The organism is Geodermatophilus sp. SYSU D00758 (genome assembly GCF_054049955.1).
This window is the reverse complement of record NZ_JBJGYK010000036.1, coordinates 1-15,618: the sequence shown is the minus strand read 5'-3', so window position 1 is coordinate 15,618 and position 15,618 is coordinate 1. Positions and strand designations below refer to the sequence as shown.

The 15,618-nt window shown below is 72.6% G+C and carries 16 protein-coding genes; 5 read left to right on the top strand and 11 right to left on the bottom strand.

The features are described 5' to 3' along the window. The first annotated feature begins 62 nt into the window (after nucleotides 1–62). Entirely contained in the window at nucleotides 63–827 is a 765-nt protein-coding gene (locus ACI8AC_RS20145; RefSeq protein ID WP_456899612.1) for a polyphosphate kinase 2 family protein, read from the top strand. Nucleotide 828: 1 nt separating this feature from the next. Here the strand turns inward: ACI8AC_RS20145 and ACI8AC_RS20140 are convergent, their stop codons facing one another. Then, a complete protein-coding gene (locus ACI8AC_RS20140) occupies nucleotides 829–1,485 on the bottom strand; it encodes a TrmH family RNA methyltransferase (protein WP_456899611.1) in 657 nt (218 codons plus the stop codon). A gap of 17 nt (nucleotides 1,486–1,502) precedes the next feature. On the opposite strand from ACI8AC_RS20140, the gene ACI8AC_RS20135 reads away from it, so the two are divergent. Next, nucleotides 1,503–2,627, top strand: a complete 1,125-nt coding sequence (locus ACI8AC_RS20135) for a GNAT family N-acetyltransferase (RefSeq protein WP_456899610.1) — start codon at nucleotides 1,503–1,505, stop codon at nucleotides 2,625–2,627. Here ACI8AC_RS20135 and ACI8AC_RS20130 read toward each other — a convergent pair. The 5 genes from ACI8AC_RS20130 to rpsB all read right to left on the bottom strand — a co-directional run bounded on the left by ACI8AC_RS20130 (nucleotide 2,624) and on the right by rpsB (nucleotide 7,199). Continuing rightward, a complete protein-coding gene (locus ACI8AC_RS20130; RefSeq protein WP_456899609.1) occupies nucleotides 2,624–3,673 on the bottom strand; it encodes a phosphatidate cytidylyltransferase in 1,050 nt (349 codons plus the stop codon). The genes ACI8AC_RS20135 and ACI8AC_RS20130 overlap by 4 nt on opposite strands. Before the next feature lie 17 nt (nucleotides 3,674–3,690). Beyond that, nucleotides 3,691–4,248, bottom strand: coding sequence for a ribosome recycling factor (frr, locus tag ACI8AC_RS20125; RefSeq protein WP_117379053.1), 558 nt, complete (start codon nucleotides 4,246–4,248; stop codon nucleotides 3,691–3,693). Between the two features lie 72 nt (nucleotides 4,249–4,320). After that, entirely contained in the window at nucleotides 4,321–5,106 is a 786-nt protein-coding gene (pyrH, locus tag ACI8AC_RS20120) for a UMP kinase (RefSeq protein WP_456899608.1), read from the bottom strand. Nucleotides 5,107–5,323: 217 nt separating this feature from the next. Next, the gene (tsf, locus tag ACI8AC_RS20115; protein ID WP_456899607.1) at nucleotides 5,324–6,139 is read right to left on the bottom strand and encodes a translation elongation factor Ts; all 816 of its coding nucleotides are present in this window, start codon (nucleotides 6,137–6,139) and stop codon (nucleotides 5,324–5,326) included. Nucleotides 6,140–6,242: 103 nt separating this feature from the next. Continuing rightward, nucleotides 6,243–7,199, bottom strand: coding sequence for a 30S ribosomal protein S2 (gene rpsB, locus ACI8AC_RS20110; protein WP_456899606.1), 957 nt, complete (start codon nucleotides 7,197–7,199; stop codon nucleotides 6,243–6,245). Nucleotides 7,200–7,492: 293 nt separating this feature from the next. Between rpsB and ACI8AC_RS20105 the strand changes: the two genes are divergently transcribed. Further along, a complete protein-coding gene (locus ACI8AC_RS20105) occupies nucleotides 7,493–8,092 on the top strand; it encodes a murein hydrolase activator EnvC family protein (protein WP_456899605.1) in 600 nt (199 codons plus the stop codon). On the opposite strand, the gene ACI8AC_RS20100 is transcribed toward ACI8AC_RS20105, so the two are convergent. The 5 genes from ACI8AC_RS20100 to ACI8AC_RS20080 form a co-directional block, all read right to left on the bottom strand. Continuing rightward, nucleotides 8,061–8,408 (bottom strand): antibiotic biosynthesis monooxygenase family protein, encoded by a 348-nt coding sequence (locus tag ACI8AC_RS20100; protein ID WP_456899604.1) that lies wholly within the window; start codon nucleotides 8,406–8,408, stop codon nucleotides 8,061–8,063. The genes ACI8AC_RS20105 and ACI8AC_RS20100 overlap by 32 nt on opposite strands. Then, nucleotides 8,405–9,196 (bottom strand): RNA polymerase sigma factor WhiG, encoded by a 792-nt coding sequence (gene whiG, locus ACI8AC_RS20095; RefSeq protein ID WP_456899603.1) that lies wholly within the window; start codon nucleotides 9,194–9,196, stop codon nucleotides 8,405–8,407. Before whiG ends, ACI8AC_RS20100 begins: the two co-directional genes overlap by 4 nt. Before the next feature lie 117 nt (nucleotides 9,197–9,313). Beyond that, nucleotides 9,314–10,249, bottom strand: a complete 936-nt coding sequence (locus tag ACI8AC_RS20090; protein ID WP_456899602.1) for a tyrosine-type recombinase/integrase — start codon at nucleotides 10,247–10,249, stop codon at nucleotides 9,314–9,316. 58 nt (nucleotides 10,250–10,307) lie between these two features. Beyond that, nucleotides 10,308–11,606, bottom strand: a complete 1,299-nt coding sequence (gene dprA, locus ACI8AC_RS20085; protein WP_456899601.1) for a DNA-processing protein DprA — start codon at nucleotides 11,604–11,606, stop codon at nucleotides 10,308–10,310. Continuing rightward, complete coding sequence (locus tag ACI8AC_RS20080; RefSeq protein WP_456899600.1) at nucleotides 11,603–12,370, bottom strand: ATP-binding protein; 768 nt, start codon at nucleotides 12,368–12,370, stop codon at nucleotides 11,603–11,605. The genes dprA and ACI8AC_RS20080 overlap by 4 nt, the downstream gene beginning before the upstream one ends. Before the next feature lie 76 nt (nucleotides 12,371–12,446). Between ACI8AC_RS20080 and ACI8AC_RS20075 the strand changes: the two genes are divergently transcribed. Next, nucleotides 12,447–13,931: a PLAT/LH2 domain-containing protein gene (locus tag ACI8AC_RS20075; RefSeq protein ID WP_456899599.1), complete on the top strand. Its 1,485-nt coding sequence runs from the start codon at nucleotides 12,447–12,449 to the stop codon at nucleotides 13,929–13,931. 155 nt (nucleotides 13,932–14,086) lie between these two features. Beyond that, nucleotides 14,087–15,316, top strand: coding sequence for an IPT/TIG domain-containing protein (locus ACI8AC_RS20070; protein ID WP_456899598.1), 1,230 nt, complete (start codon nucleotides 14,087–14,089; stop codon nucleotides 15,314–15,316). Nucleotides 15,317–15,618: the final 302 nt, after the last annotated feature.

Here is a 15,618-nt window from a genome sequence, read left to right as displayed (position 1 = left end):
GGGCGGTCCCCGGAGGCACGGCCGAGGTGCTGCTCACCCGTTCCTGCTGCCAGGCTGGCCGCATGAGCCGGCTGGCCGAGGTCGACCTGTCCCTGCGACTGTCGAAGGGGGAGGGCAAGCGGCAGCTGGCCGCGGCGCAGGAGCGCCTGGTGCACCTGCGGCTGCTGCTGGGCGGCCAAATCGGCCCCGGCGAGATCGGCCCGCCGCTGCTGGTGCTCTTCGAGGGCTGGGACGCCTCCGGCAAGGGCGGCGCGATCAAGCGCCTGGTCGACCACCTCGACCCCCGGCACGTCCGCGTCGCCCAGTTCGCCGCGCCCACCCACGACGAGAAGCGCCACCACTTCCTGTGGCGGTTCTGGCCCGTGCTGCCCGGCTGGGGCGGCATGGCGGTGCTCGACCGCACCTGGTACGGCCGGGTCCTGGTCGAGCGCGTCGAGGGCTTCGCGCCCGAGGAGGCCTGGCGGCGGGCGTACGGGGAGATCGTCGACCTGGAGACGACGCTGGCCGCGGAGGGCACGGTCCTCGTGAAGTTCTGGGTGCACGTCTCCCCGGAGGAGCAGCTGCGCCGGTTCGAGTCCCGGCACCGCGATCCCTACCGGGCCTGGAAGCTCACCGACGAGGACTGGCGCAACCGCGAGAAGCGGGGGGCCTACGAGGCGGCCGTCGAGGAGATGCTCGAGCGCACCGACCACCCCGCCGGCCGGTGGCACCTGGTCGCCGGCGACGACAAGCGGTGGGCCCGGGTGGACGTCGTCCGCACCGTCTGCACGGCCGTCGAGGAGGCGCTGCGGGCACGGGGCATCGACCCCGACCCGCCGCTGTGCTGAGTCACCCGGCGGCGCCCGGGTCGGCGTGCTGGCGCACCCAGGCGTGCATGGCGATCCCGGCGGCCACCCCCGCGTTGATCGACCGGGTGGAGCCGAACTGGGCGATGGAGACGGTGACGGCGGCCGCCGCGCGCGCCTCCGGCGTCAGCCCCGGCCCCTCGGCGCCGAAGAGGAGCACGCAGCGTTCCGGCAGCACGGCGGTCTCCAGCGGCACCGCCCCGGGGCCGGTGTCGACGGCGACGACCGGCAGCCGGGCAGCCGCGGCGAAGCCGGCGAGGGACGCCACGTCGGGGTGGTGGCGCAGGTGCTGGTAGCGGTCGGTGACCATCGCCCCGCGGCGGTTCCAGCGGCGCCGGCCCACGACGTGCACCTCGGCGGCCAGGAAGGCGTTGGCCGTGCGCACGACCGTCCCGATGTTGAGGTCGTGGCCGAAGTTCTCGATGGCGACGTGGAAGGGGTGCCGGCGGGTGTCGAGGTCGGCGACGATCGCCTCGACGGTCCAGTACCGGTAGCGGTCGGCGACGTTGCGGCGGTCCCCGGCGGCCAGCAGCTCGGGGTCGTAGCGGGGGTCCTCGGGCCAGGGGCCGGTCCAGGGACCCACCCCGACGGCGCTCCCCCACTCGGTCGGCCCGGCCCCGGGCTCGGGCTCGGCGGTCACCGGGGCAGGATCGCAGAGTGCCCGACGACGTCCTGCTGCACCTGGTCGAGCCGGCCGCGTGGCGGGCGGCGCTCGACGCCGGCGCGCTACGCCCGCCGTCCCTGGCCGGATCCGGCTTCGTGCACCTGTCCACCCCCGCCCAGGTGCACCTGCCCGCCCGGCGGCTGTTCCCCGGCCGCCGGGACCTCGTGCTGCTCGTCGTCGACCCGTCCCGGCTGACCGACCCGTTGCGCTGGGAGCCCGGCGCACCCGGTGACCCGGCCGGGATGCGCTTCCCGCACCTCCACGGTGAGCTGCCCACCCGGGCGGTGACCGCCGTCGTGCCGTACCGGCCGCCGGTGCCGCCGCTGCTCCCGGGGCCGGACGACGCCCTCGGCCGGGCCACCGCGCTGTTGACCTCGCTGCAGGTCCGGCGCGCCCCCGAGGTCCGCGACGTGCCCGGCGGGGTCGCGGTGCTCGACCCCGCGTACCGCTTCTCCCGGGACGACAACGCCCTCGTGCTCACCGCGCCGGTCGACGCCGCGACCGTCGAGCGCACCGCGCGGGAGGTGGCCGCCGACGCCGGGTGGCCGGCCGAGTCGGTGGTGCTGCGCGGCCCCGGCGGCGGGGAGGTCGCCGCCGAGCTGGCCGGGCGCGGGTGGGAGGTGGGCGAGCTGCGGGTCATGGCCCGGCGCCTGGGCGGCACGGTCGACGTCCCGGTGGACGGCGGGCGGCGCGCCGAGGTCGTCGCGCAGGAGGAGCTGCACCACCTCTGGGCGCGGTCCTGGCGCCGCGACCTGCCGGCGCGGCCGGACCTCGACGAGGTCGTGGCGCAACTGGTCGGCCGGGAGCACCGCACCGGGGCGGTGGTGGCGGTGACCGACGTGGCGGTGCGCGAGGCCGGCCGGGTGGTGGCCACCGGCCAGCTGCGGGTGGACGGCGGCACGGCGGCCGTCGAGGGGGTGGCGACCGAGCCGGGGGTGCGGGGCCGCGGGTACGCCGACGCCGTCCTGACCCGGCTGCTCGGCCGGGCCGCCGCGGCCGGGTGCGACCTGGTGGTGCTCGAGGCCGCCGCCGACGACTGGCCGCGGCACTGGTACGCCCGACGGGGCTTCGTCGACGTCGGTGCCTGCTGGGACGCCACGCGCCCCGCGACGACCTAGACCGGGACCACCCAGGACAGCAGCAGGTAGGCCACCGCCGCCGAGGGCAGCAGCGAGTCGAGCCGGTCCATCAGCCCGCCGTGGCCGGGCAGCAGGCTGCCCATGTCCTTGATCCCGAGGTCGCGCTTGAGCAGCGACTCGGCCAGGTCGCCGACGGTCGCGCTGACCGCGAGGGCGACGCCGAGCAGCACCCCGCCCCACCAGGGCCCGTCCAGCCCCAGGACGACGATCGGCGTGGCGACGAGGACGCAGGCCAGCACCGACCCCCCCATGCCCTCCCACGACTTCTTCGGGCTCACCGAGGGCGCCATCGGGTGCCGGCCGAGGAGCACCCCGGCCGCGAAGCCGCCGACGTCGTTGCCGACCACGGTCGCGATGAACAGCAGCACGCGGACGGCCCCGTCGTCGGGCACCAGCAGCAGGACGGCGAAGCCGGCGAGGAAGGGGACGTACAGCGCGACGAACACCCCGGCGGAGGCGTCCCGCAGGTAGTCCTCGGGCCCCTCGGCCAGCCGCCAGAGCAGGACCCCGAGGACCGTGAGCAGGAAGGCCACGACCAGCCCCGAGGGGCCGCGCGTCCAGGCCAGGCCGATCATGGCCAGCGTCCCGACCAGGACGGGGGCCAGCGGCGGCCGGACGTCCCCGGCCTCCAGGGCGCGGGTCAGCTCGATGACCCCGATGAGGATCGCCACGGTCAGGACGCCGAGGAACGCCGGCCGCCAGACCAGCAGCGAGACCAGGACGAGCGCCCCGAGCGTGGCGCCGACGCCGATGGCGGCCAGCATGTTGCGCCCGGCGCGGCCGCGCCGCTTGGCCGGCGGGCCGACCAGCGTGGGGCCGATCGACTCCGTCGTGGGCTCGTCGCCGGGCGCCTGGGCGGGCACCGGCCCGGGGATCGCCAGCTCGACCGTCCGCGGCTCGGCCGTCCTGGGCTCGGCCGTCCCGGGCTCGGCCGTCCCGGGCTCGGCCGGCGGTCGGGTCGAGGGCGCCGGGGGGACCGGCCGGCCGGCCGCCGGCAGCGGCCCGGTGTCGGGATCGCGGGTCATCGCGGGAGGACGGGTGCTCAGACCTCGAGGAGCTCGGACTCCTTGTTCTTGACCGCCTCGTCGATGCTGCCGACGTGCTTGGCGGTCAGGTCGTCGAGCTCCTTCTCCGCGCGGCGCACGTCGTCCTCCCCCGCCTCGCCGTCCTTGGCGATGCGGTCGAGCTCCTCCTTGCTGCGGCGCCGGATGTTGCGGATCGCGACCTTGGCGTCCTCGCCCTTCGAGCGGGCCATCTTCACCAGGTCGCGGCGGCGCTCCTCGGTCAGCTGCGGGAAGACCACGCGGATGATCTGGCCGTCGTTGGTCGGGTTGACCCCGAGGTCGCTGTCGCGGATGGCCTTCTCGATCGCCGAGAGCTGGCTGACGTCGTAGGGCTTGATGACCGCCATGCGCGCCTCGGGCACGGTGATCGACGACATCTGCGGCACCGGTGTCGGGGCGCCGTAGTAGTCGACCAGCACCTTGTTGAACATCGACGGTGCGGCGCGACCGGTGCGCACCGAGCCGAGGTCCTCGCGCGCGACCGACAGGGCCTTGTCCATCCGCTCCTCGGCGTCGAGCAGGGTGTCGTCGATCACGGATCTCTCCTCCTGGGGCGGCGGGGGTGCCGCCGCTGTCACGGGATGCGGGCCGGTCGTCGGCGCCGCGGGTCAGGCCGGGTCGCTGATCAGCGTCCCGATCCTCTCACCTGCCACGGCGCGGGCTATGTTGCCGTCGCGCAGCAGGTTGAAGACCACGATCGGCATGCGGTTGTCCATGCACAGGCTGATCGCCGTCGCGTCGGCCACCTTGAGCTGCTTGCCCAGCACGGTGGCGTAGTCGAGGGCCTCGTACATGACCGCGGCCGGGTTGGCGCGCGGGTCGTCGTCGTAGACGCCGTCCACCCCGTTCTTCGCCATGAGAAGCACCTGGCAGCCGATCTCCAGGGCCCGCTGGGCGGCCACGGTGTCGGTGGAGAAGTACGGCATGCCGGCGCCGGCCCCGAAGATGACCAGACGGCCCTTCTCCAGGTGGCGGACGGCCTTGCGCGGGATGTAGGGCTCGGCGACCTGTCCCATGGTGATCGCCGTCTGCACGCGGGTCTCGAGCCCGACCTGCTCGCAGAACGCCTGCAGCGCCAGGCAGTTCATGACCGTCCCCAGCATGCCCATGTAGTCGGCGTGCCGACGGTCCATGCCGGCCTGCTCGAGCTCGGCCCCGCGGAAGAAGTTGCCCCCACCGACCACGACGGCGACCTGCGCGCCGCCGTGCACCACCGTGGCCAGCTGCTCGGCGATGCCCTGGACGATGGCCGAGTCCACGCCCACCCGGCCGCCACCGAAGGCCTCGCCGGAGAGCTTGAGCAGGACGCGGGTGTAGCCGGCGCCGTCGGCGGGCTGGAACGCGCTGGGCGCGGACAGCGGGACGGCGGTGGTCGGCGCGGCGGTGTCGGTCAACGGTTCTTCCCTCGCTCGGCGGCGTTCCCCTGATCCTGCCGCATGGCCCGGGGTCGTTCTCCCGGAGCGCCGACCACCGGCGCCGGGCCCGGGTAGGCCTCAGGCCCCGTCCCGGGGGACGGACGAAGGACCCCGCCGCCCCTCACGCCTCGCATGCGCAGGCGCGGGCCCCTGGGACGGGGCCGATCGGGGCGACGGGGTCCTTCCTCGGCTGGTGCTACGCCTGGCCGACCTCGAAGCGGGCGAAACGCTCCACGGTCAGGCCCGCCTCGTCGACGATCTGCTTGACCGTGCGCTTCGGCTCGGTGATCGACGGCTGCTCGAGCAGGACGAAGTCCTTGTAGTAGGCGTTGACCCGACCCTCGACGATCTTGGTGATCGCCTGCTCGGGCTTGCCCTCCTCCTTGGCCGTCTGCTCGGCGACCCGGCGCTCGGTCTCGACCGTCTCGGCCGGGACCTCGTCGCGGGAGAGGAAGCGCGGGCGGGCGGCGGCGATGTGCATCGCCAGGCTGCGCGCGGCGTCCTCGGACCCGCCGCTGTACTGCACGGCGACGCCGATGGCCGGCGGCAGGTCGGTGGCGCGCTTGTGCAGGTAGGTGGCGGTCTGCCCCTCGAAGGCGACGAACCGGGACAGCACGAGCTTCTCGCCGATGCGGGCCGACTCGGCCTCGACGAGCGAGGCGACGGTCTGGCCGTCCACCTCGGTCTCGAGCAGCCCGGCGGCGTCGGCCGGCTTGCTGTCCAGGCCGATCTGGAGCAGGCGCTCGGCCAGCGCGACGAAGTCGGCGTTCTTGGCGACGAAGTCGGTCTCGCAGTCGAGCTCGAGCAGGGCGCCGTCCTTGCTGACGACGACGCCGTTGGTCGTCGAGCGCTCCAGGCGCTTGCCGACGTCCTTGGCGCCCTTGATGCGCAGCAGCTCGACGGCCTTGTCGTAGTCGCCCTCGGCCTCGGTGAGCGCCTTCTTGCAGTCCATCATGCCGGCGCCGGTGGCGTCGCGGAGACGCTTGACGTCGGCCGCGGTGAAGTCAGCCATGTCCTTCTCCTCAGGAGTCTCGGTACGTGGGTGAGCCTGGAAGGCCCCCTCGCAGGGGCCCGTCGCGAGCGTGCGAGCGACGGGGGGGCGAGGGGGGCCTCACTCAGCCGTTCTGGGCGCCCTGGGTGCCGGTGGTCGTGTCGCCGGTCGCGGGCACGCCCTCGACCGGGGCGACCTCGTTCGCGGTCACCTCGGGCGCGGCGGCGGGGGTCTCCGGCAGCGGCTCGGCCTGGGCGGTCGCCTCCTGGGCGGCGACCTCCTGGGCGGTGTCCTGCTGACCGGTCAGCAGCTCGCGCTCCCAGTCGGCCAGCGGCTCGTCGCCGCCGATGGCCGGCGCCTCGCCGTCGGCGCGCCCGGCGTTGGCCTGCGCCGACGAGCGGGCCATCAGGCCCTCGGCGACGGCGTCGGCGACCACGCGGGTCAGCAGGGCGGCGCTGCGGATCGCGTCGTCGTTGCCCGGGATCTTGTAGTCGACCTCGTCCGGGTCGCAGTTGGTGTCGAGGATCGCGACGACCGGGATGCCCAGCTTGCGGGCCTCGCCGACGGCGATGTGCTCCTTCTTGGTGTCGACGACCCACACGGCGCTGGGGACCTTCTGCATGTCCCGGATACCGCCCAGGCTGCGCTCCAGCTTGGCCTTCTCGCGGGTCAGGCCGAGGGTCTCCTTCTTGGAGAGACTGGCCATGACGCCGGTCTGCTCCATGTCCTCGAGCTCCTTGAGCCGCTGCAGCCGCTTGTGCACGGTCTGGAAGTTGGTGAGCATGCCGCCCAGCCAGCGCTGGTTGACGTAGGGCATGCCGACCCGCTGCGCCTGCTCGGCGATGACCTCCTGCGCCTGGCGCTTGGTGCCGATGAACAGGATCGTGCCGCCGTGCGCGACCGTCTGCTTGACGAACTCGTAGGCGTTGTCGATGTACCCGAGCGTCTGCTGCAGGTCGATGATGTAGATGCCGTTGCGCTCGGTGAAGATGAACCGCTTCATCTTCGGGTTCCAGCGACGGGTCTGGTGCCCGAAGTGGACGCCGCTGTCGAGCAGCTGCTTCATGCTGACGACTGCCATGGTGCGCAGCCTCTCTGTACGCGCACGACCGCCGGGCGGTCGCGCTCCTCGGTTGACGCGGGCACCGGGGTGGTGGCCCGCCCTGGCGTCCTGCGGCGTCACGACCCCGCAGGGACCGAGGTGACGACCGCCCCGCCGACCGGCGGGCGAGGACGCGCGAAGTCGACCCGCCGGAGCGGGCCGCACCGGACAGCATACCCGCCCTGCGGGCACCTCCTCCCCGCGCCCCGGAGGCCGTCCACAGGCCCGGATCCCGGCCCCCGCCGGCCCGCTCCCCCGCCGACCGTGGGCCGGTGCGCTCCCGCCCGCTCGGTGTCGTCCCGCTCCTGCCGCTGCTCCGCCTGCTCCTGGTCGGCCTGCTCCTGGTCGGCCCGCTCCTCGCCGGCCCGCTCCTCGCCGGCCCGGTCCTCGCCGCCGGGGCGGCCGGTGCGGAGCCGGACCGGCCCTCCCCCGCCGCCGCGGCGGGGGCGTGGACGCGCCCGGTGGCGGGCGCGGTCACGCGCCCGTTCGACGACCTGCCGCACCCCTACGCGGCGGGGCACCGCGGCGTGGACCTCGCCGGCTCGCCGGGCGAGGTGGTGCGCGCGGCCGGCGACGGGACGGTGGCCTTCGCCGGCATGGTGGCCGGCCGCCCGGTGGTCAGCGTCGAGCACGCCGGCGGCCTGCGGACGACGTACGAGCCGGTGACCGCCGTCGTCGGCGCCGGCCAGGCGGTGCGCCGGGGGGAACCGCTGGGCACCCTGGCCGCCGGGCACGACGGGTGCCCGGCCGCGGCCTGCCTGCACTGGGGCCTGCGCCGCGGGGAGACCTACCTGGACCCGCTGGCGCTGCTCTCCCGCGAGGTCCGGCTGCTGCCGCTGCTCAGCGCGGCTGCTCCCGCGGGACCTCGGTGAAGTGCTCGACGACGGGGAACGGGTCGTAGTGGTGGTGCAGCAGTCGTCGCCACTCGGCGTAGGCGGCCGAGCCGCGGAAGCCCTCGGTGTGGTCCTCGAGGCGCTCCCAGCCCACGAGCAGCAGGTAGGTGCCGGGGCGCTCCAGGCAGCGGGTCAGCGACACCCACCGGCAGCCCGGCGCGGCCTCGATCAGCGGCCGGGCCCGGCGGAAGGCGGCCTCGAACTCCTCCTCCGTCCCCGGGCGGACGGGCAGCAGGGCGTGCTCGAGCACCTCGCCGCCGGACGACGCCGGCCCGGCCCCGGGCGCGGCCGTCACGCGATGTCGGCGAGCTTGCTCCGCAGGTGCAGCACCGCCTTGGTGTGCAGCTGGCAGATCCGGCTCTCGGTGACGCCCAGCACCCGGCCGATGTCGGCGAGCGTGAGGCCCTCGAAGTAGTAGAGGCTGACGACGACCTTCTCGCGCTCGGGCAGCTGCTCGACCGCCCGGGCCAGCAGCTGGCGGGCCTCGCCGTGCTCGGCCATCGCCTGCGGGTCGAGGGCGCTGGAGTCCTGCAGCGTGTCGACCAGGCGGGGGGCGCCGCCCTCGTCGTCGCCGAGCAGCTCGTCGAGCGCCACCACGTTGACCAGCGACAGCTGGCCGAGGAACTTGCGGACCTCCTCGACGTCCATGTCCATCTCGGCGGCCACCTCCTCGTCGCTGGGGCTGCGCTGCAGCCGGCTCTCCAGCGCCGCGACGGTGCGCTCGAACTGGCGGGCCCGCATGCGGACCGACCGCGGGATCCAGTCGGTGCTGCGCAGCTCGTCGATGATCGCGCCGCGGATGCGCGCCATCGCGTAGCTCTCGAACTTGACCTCGCGGGAGGGCTGGTAGCGGGTGATGGCGTCGATGAGGCCGAAGGTGCCGTAGGACACCAGGTCGGCCTGCTCGACGTGGGCGGGCAGGCCGCTGCCGACGCGGCCGGCGACGTACTTCACCAGCGGCGCGTAGTGCAGGATCAGCCGGTCGCGCAGTGCGGTGTCGCGGTCGACGACGTAGCGCGACCACATCTCGGCCAGGGTGTCGTCACTGGCCTCGTCGAGCCGGTCGATGGTGGCCTCGGGCACGGTTCGCGCTCCCCCGGCAGGTCGTGGGCCTCCGGGGAGGCCGTGGTCGGGCACTGGATGGGCGGCCGGCGCCGGTCGCACCCACGGTCACTCTCCCAGACCGACGCCGAAGTCCTCTCAGGCTCGCGGGTGCGCCTGGGCGTGGACCGCGCGAAGCCGGTCCACCGTGACGTGGGTGTAGATCTGCGTGGTCGCGAGGCTGGCGTGACCGAGCAGCTCCTGCACCGAGCGCAGGTCGGCGCCGCCCTCGAGGACGTGCGTGGCCGCCGAGTGCCGCAGCCCGTGCGGGCCGACGTCCGGCGCGCCGGGCGCGGCGGCGACCGCGGCGTGCACCGCCCGGCGGGCCTCCCGGGGGTCCAGCCGGCGCCCGCGCCGGCCGAGCAGCAGGGCCGGGCCCGAGCCGGGGGTGGCCAGCGCCGGCCGGCCGCGGGTCAGCCAGGCGTCGAGGGCGCGCTCGGCCGGGGCCCCGTAGGGCACGCTGCGCTCCTTGCGGCCCTTGCCCAGCACCCGCAGCAGCCGGCGGCCGCGGTCGACGTCGTCGACGTCCAGGCCGACGAGCTCGCTGACCCGGATGCCGCTGGCGTAGAGCAGCTCCAGGACGACGGCGTCGCGCAGCCCCACCGGGTCCTCCGCGCCGGCCCGCGACTCGACCGCGGCCCGCGCCTGGTCGGGGGCGAGCACGTCGGGCAGCGTGCGGTGGGCCCGGGGGCTGACCAGGCGCTGGCCCACGTCCTCGGGGGTGAGCCCGGCCCGGCGCAGCCAGGCGGTGAACGAGCGGGCGGCCGCGGCGCGGCGGGCGATCGTGGCGCGGCTCACCCCCCGCGCGCGGCCCTGCGCCAGCCAGCTGCGCAGGGTGGCCAGGTCCAGGTCGTCGACCCGCCCGCCCCCGCGCCGCGCGAGGTGGTCCAGCAGCCGGACGGCGTCCCCGACGTAGGCCCGCACGGTGTGCGCGGAGAGCTCCCGCTGGGCGCGCAGGTGGTCCTCGTAGTCGGCCAGCGCCCCGGCCAGCGGCGGCGCGAGAGCCGCACGCACCTCGTCGGTCCGGTCCCCCACGCCGGCACCGTCCGCCGGTGACGAGGCCCGGTCAAGCCGCCGCGCCGGGCACCTGCGCTCAGCCCCCATCGGCGCCCTCCTCCCCGCCACCCGCACGCCGGGGGCGCGGGGCGAGCCGCCAGCCGGTGCCGGTCCACTGCACCAGGTCGGCGAGCTCCAGCGCCGGGAGCACCCGCATCACCTCCACCACCTGGCAGCCCGCGGTCGCCGCCAGCCGCTCGGCGCTGACGCCCCGCCGCACCGGGCAGGCGTCGAGCACCCGCACCGCGACGTCGGAGAGCGCGTCACGGGCCTGCTGCGGCCGGGCCGGCGGGTCGGCGAGGTCGGCACCGATGCGGCCCACCACCTCGACCACGTGCGCGGCGTCGGCGACGAGCACCGCGCCCAGCGCCGCGTCGCGCAGCAGCTCGTGGCAGCCCACGGACATCGCCGACGTGACCGGCCCGGGCACCACCATGACCGGCCGGCCGAGGCGTTCGGCACGGCGCGCGGTCGCCTGCGCCCCGGAGCGGGCGGCGGCCTCGACCACCACCGTGCCGCGGGTGAGGGCGGCGATGAGCCGGTTGCGGACGAGGAAGCGGTGCCGGTGCGGTGCGGCACCCGGTGGCCACTCGCTGACCAGGAGCCCGTCGGTGGCGATCCGGTGGAAGAGGGCGCCGTGCCCCTCCGGGTAGGGGCGGTCCACCCCGCAGGCGAGCACGGCCGCCGTCGGCCCCCCGGCGGCGAGGGCCCCGCGGTGCGCGGCGCCGTCGATGCCGTAGGCCCCGCCGGAGACCACCGTCCAGCCCCGAGCGGCGAGGTCGTGGCCCAGCTCGCCGGCCACGTGCTCCCCGTAGGCGCTCGACGCCCGCGCCCCGACGACCGCGACCGACCGGTCGAACAGCTCGTCGAGCCGCACCGCCCCGCGGACCCAGAGCGCCACCGGCGGCACGGGCGCGACCGTGCGCGGGGACTGGTACCGCGGCTCCCCCGGCTCCTCGGCCACCGCCGAGGTCAGGGCGTGCAGCGCCAGGGCGGGCCACTCGTCGTCCTCCGGGACCACCAGCCGCGCACCGCACCGCTCGGCCCGCGCCAGGTCCGCGAGAGTGGCGTCCTGCTGCGCGCGGGGACCGACCAGCGCGCGGACGGCGTCGGGGGCGGAGCCGGCCCGCAGCCGGCGCACCGCCTCCACCGGCCCGTGCTCGTCGACGAAGCGCCAGAACGGCACGCTGCCGGGCTCGGCCGCCCGGCTCAGCCAGGCCCGTGCCCGACGCAGGCCGGCAGCGGCAGCCGGCCCGACCACCGAGACCCGACCGCCGCCCAGGGCCTCCTCCACGGCCTCCTCCAGGGCCTCGTCGAGCGAGGGTGCGGCGCTCACGCCGCCGCCCGCTGCAGCCGCATCCCCAGGGCCTCGGCGACGTCGTCGGGGCCGGGCACCGGGCGGCCGGACAGGTCGGCCAGCGTCCACGCGACCCGCAGCACCCGGTCCAGGCCGCGCACGGACAGGGCACCGCGCTCCAGCGCCCGCTCGGCCAGCACGAGCGCCCGCCGGGGCGGCGCCCACCGCTCCCGCAGCAACCGGCCGGGGACCTCGCTGTTCAGGTGCAGCCCCGTGCCGCGCAGCCGTTCCTCCGCGGCCGAGCGGGCCGCGGCCACGCGGCGGGCCACGTCGGCGGTCGGCTCGGGCGCCGCGACGCCGTCCAGCCAGGCCGCGCGGGTCACCGGTGGGAGGTCGACGCGCAGGTCGACGCGGTCGAGCAGCGGCCCGGAGAGCCGGGCTCGGTAGCGCCGGCGCTCCAGCGCGCTGCAGGTGCAGGCGGTGTCGCCGGCAGCGGAGGCGCACGGGCAGGGGTTGGCCGCGAGCACCAGCTGCGCGCGGCACGGGAAGGTGGCCGAGGACCGCGCCCGCGAGATGGTGACCTCCCCCCGCTCGAGGGGCTGGCGGAGCGTGTCGAGCACGGCGCGGGGGAACTCCGGGGCCTCGTCGAGGAAGAGGACGCCACGGTGCCCCAGCGTTCGGCTATGTACCTGCCCTAACGCTTCCTGCCGTGAGGCAGGCCACGCCGCCCCGATCCGCAGATTGACGACATGGTGACGCGTGATGGGGATCGTGAGGACGTCGGCGGCTCGGGTCCCTAGCAATGAGGCTCCGGAAGATCGCGGGTCCCGACAGGTAGCGCGACCAGCTAGTCCACAGACTTGACGCCGAGGAGTTCAAATGCCCTTCGACTCGTATGAGGAACAGCTACGCCAGATTCACCGGTATGCGGTGCGCGAGGGGTTCGTCCATGGATGGCCCAACTTTGAGCAGGGAATGTCCCCCGACCAAGGCCTGGTCTACGGCGCCTATTTTCTCCGCCCAGGGCAATCCTGGGAGATTCGCGACGTCTACCGTCACGAGATAGCAGGTTCCCCCTGGCTGAGCGACATAGAGGAAGTTTGGCGTGGCGTGAGTCGATGGGCTTATGAGCGGGGATACGTTACAGGAGTGCCGATCTTTGAAGCAGGGGACCATGGACAGGGAGTGTTCTACCCAGCGCTCCTCCTCAAGCCCGGTGCCTATATTGAGTATCACGAGCCCTACCAGGACGAGTTGGATGGTCAGCCTGACTTCCGAGACCCCGGCGCGGTTGTCAGAGCGGTTAATAGGTGGTTTGCTCGCCGCGGATTCGCAGGAGGGATCCCCAATTTTGAGGCGGGCGACAGGGGGGATGGCCGAGGCGTCTTCTATGGAGCCTTCGGGCTCCGTGCTGATCAGCACTTGGTCGCACACGACGTTCCGGACAGCATCCTGACGGGTATTCCTGCCACGGCGTTCGAGGTATGGATCAAGACCGCCGATATCCAAAACGCTGGCACGGACCGCACCGTCTCCTTAACGCTGTTCGGAGAGTTCGGCACAGCCGGACCGCGCGCGCTCAATGATCTAATAAGTCATGACGCGTTCGAGAGGGGGAGCCAAGAGTGGGTGACACTCGACCGTCAGCCTCGCCTCGGCCGAGTGTACAAGATCAAGTTAGAGACCGATAGGCATCTCGTGCACCTCGACGCAGACTGGCGACTTGAGGCGGTCGAGGTCACTCCACGATATCCGTCGGACCCGCCGTCGTACTTTCGCGTTGACGACTGGATCACACCTGGAACCCCGAGGGAGATTTTGGCCGAGAACTGGCCAACCTTCGAGGGTGGACAGCTCGGGCGGACTACAACTGAGGATTGGCTCGTTGCCAACCAACTCGATTCGGACTTCCCAAAGACAGAGACGGTGACCAAGACACACAATATCGCCTCCACGAACATGGTGAGTATGGAGATAACCGACAGCTCACAACTTTCGCTTTCACTTAGCGCAGGTTGGCAGAGCAGTGGAACTCGACTGTCCGGAGATCTCAGGGAGACGTGGACGCATGTCGTCACGCAAAGATCAAGCGTGACGCTTCAAGAGTCACTGACCGCCACAATCACGCATTCCTTCACATACCCCGCGAAGATGTTGACGCTTGTCCGCTTCCTTTGGACCGCGGATTGGGCACTGAGCCTCGCCAGGCTAGGTGTGACGACCTTTGGTGCACGTTGGCTTGATCGAGCTCCCCAGCCGAGCTGGGAACTTGGCACCTTCTCCGAGGGCGAACTTCTGCGGGAACCCTTCGCAACATACGTCCGCGACAACCTCCCACACCTAGCCCCGCGCTTCCAGTTCTAACGCCGCCGGTGCGGGATCCGATATGACGAATCAATAGCGCCCTGGACCAGCCTGGCACTTACGAAAAGAGGTGATCAGCTCGCATGTCGTGTCCACCCACGGACGACGAAGGCCGCGAGTTGTTGACATCGGGCACTTGGAACCAGAACACCACTGTGGGCATCTACGGTGGTCAAGGTATGCACTTTCGGGTTTCAAACGCCAACGTGCTCGGCACGCAGATCACCATCTCGCCAAACTTCGGATCAGCCCAAAGTGCAACCATACTGCCCCTCAGTTCTCACGACTTCCTCTTTCAGCAGTTCGGGGAGGTTCCGCTTGGGTGGACCTTTGATGTCGCGTCGGTGTCGGATGCCTTTATTGTCACTTGGTGTCTATGGTCAAGCTGGGTGCCGCGCGTTCCACAGGTTGCGGCACTTGTACCATCCGAGGGGAAGTCTGGAGATCGGGTGTCTATTTCCGGGGCGGGCTTCGCCGGCTTCGCGGATGTGCGCTTCGGGAGCGAGAGCGCCGCAATTTTCGCTCAATCCGACGCGCAACTTGATGTGGCAGTTCCGACAGGCGGAGGTACGGTGGATGTCACCGTAGCGACGCCTGCGGGGACATCAATGGCGACCGGAGCGTCGCGCTTCACGTACCTTCCGTTGCCAGAGGTCTCCGTAGTCGAACCGCGTCAAGGCTTCGCCGGGGATGTAGTCACGGTGAGGGGCAGGGGTTTTGGCAGGCTTATGGACCTCAGCTTCGGCTTTCAAAGCGTTGTGCCGATTGGCTCCAGCGAAAGCGAGGTCACCGTTGTCGCACCGGACGGTATGGGCACGGTTGACATTCTCGTAACCACTCCAGGCGGCACTTCGGGGGCTGGTGAAAACTCTCGATTCACCTATGTATCGGCCCCCGAAGTGACCGGTCTGCTGCCTCACCAAGGGCAGCAGGGCGATCAAGTCTCGATCTTCGGCAGGTTTTTTGTGGGTCCCATCACCGTTCAGTTCGGCTTCCAGATCCTGACGCCATCGGTTCTATCGGAGGAAGAACTAGTCGTCACCGTGCCGTTCGGAACAGGAACCATCGATGTGGCAGTGACTAATCGAGCGGGGACTTCTACCCCTACATTTGCGGGGACATTCACGTATTTGGAGCCTCCTGTTATCGCGGAACTGCGTCCGTCGCAGGGCGCCGTGGGGGACGAAGTCACCGTGGTCGGCAGCGGGCTCGCTGACCCCATCGACGTCAGCTTCGGGTTCCAACGTGTGAACCCGATATCAGTGAGTGACACGGAACTGACCGTGGTCGCGCCACTCGGATCGGGTTTGGTTGTGGTTGCCGTTACGACCAGGGTTGGCACCTCGCCCGTTACAGCGGGAGCTTTCTTCACCTACCTTGCTTGACAAGCCTTTCCACGCTGCCGGAGATGCTGAGGATGGCGGATATCTCCGCCCTGAGCTCCGGGGTATATCGCTCGTCAAGCGGCACGACGGCCGGCCCATCTGGTGACCCTTGACGACACCAAATCCCTCACGGTCATCCCCCCGTCGTCCTGCATGGTGATTCCGCACAGCTGATGGGACTGCCCCCAGTCCGGTTGACTCGTTCCGGTAGGGGGTCAGGCCGCTGCTGCGGCGTGGGTGAGTGTCTCGTATTCGACCGGGGTCAGTCGGCCGAGGCGGCGCTGCCGGCGACGGCGGTGGTA

Excerpts from the sequence above, each read along its gene's own strand:
- ACI8AC_RS20145 (WP_456899612.1), top strand. The coding sequence starts at position 63 with ATGAGCCGGCTGGCCGAGGTCGACCTGTCCCTGCGACTGTCGAAGGGG.
- ACI8AC_RS20130 (WP_456899609.1), bottom strand. The coding sequence starts at position 3,673 with ATGACCCGCGATCCCGACACCGGGCCGCTGCCGGCGGCCGGCCGGCCG.
- tsf (WP_456899607.1), bottom strand. The coding sequence starts at position 6,139 with ATGGCTGACTTCACCGCGGCCGACGTCAAGCGTCTCCGCGACGCCACC.
- rpsB (WP_456899606.1), bottom strand. The coding sequence starts at position 7,199 with ATGGCAGTCGTCAGCATGAAGCAGCTGCTCGACAGCGGCGTCCACTTC.
- ACI8AC_RS20075 (WP_456899599.1), top strand. The coding sequence starts at position 12,447 with ATGCCCTTCGACTCGTATGAGGAACAGCTACGCCAGATTCACCGGTAT.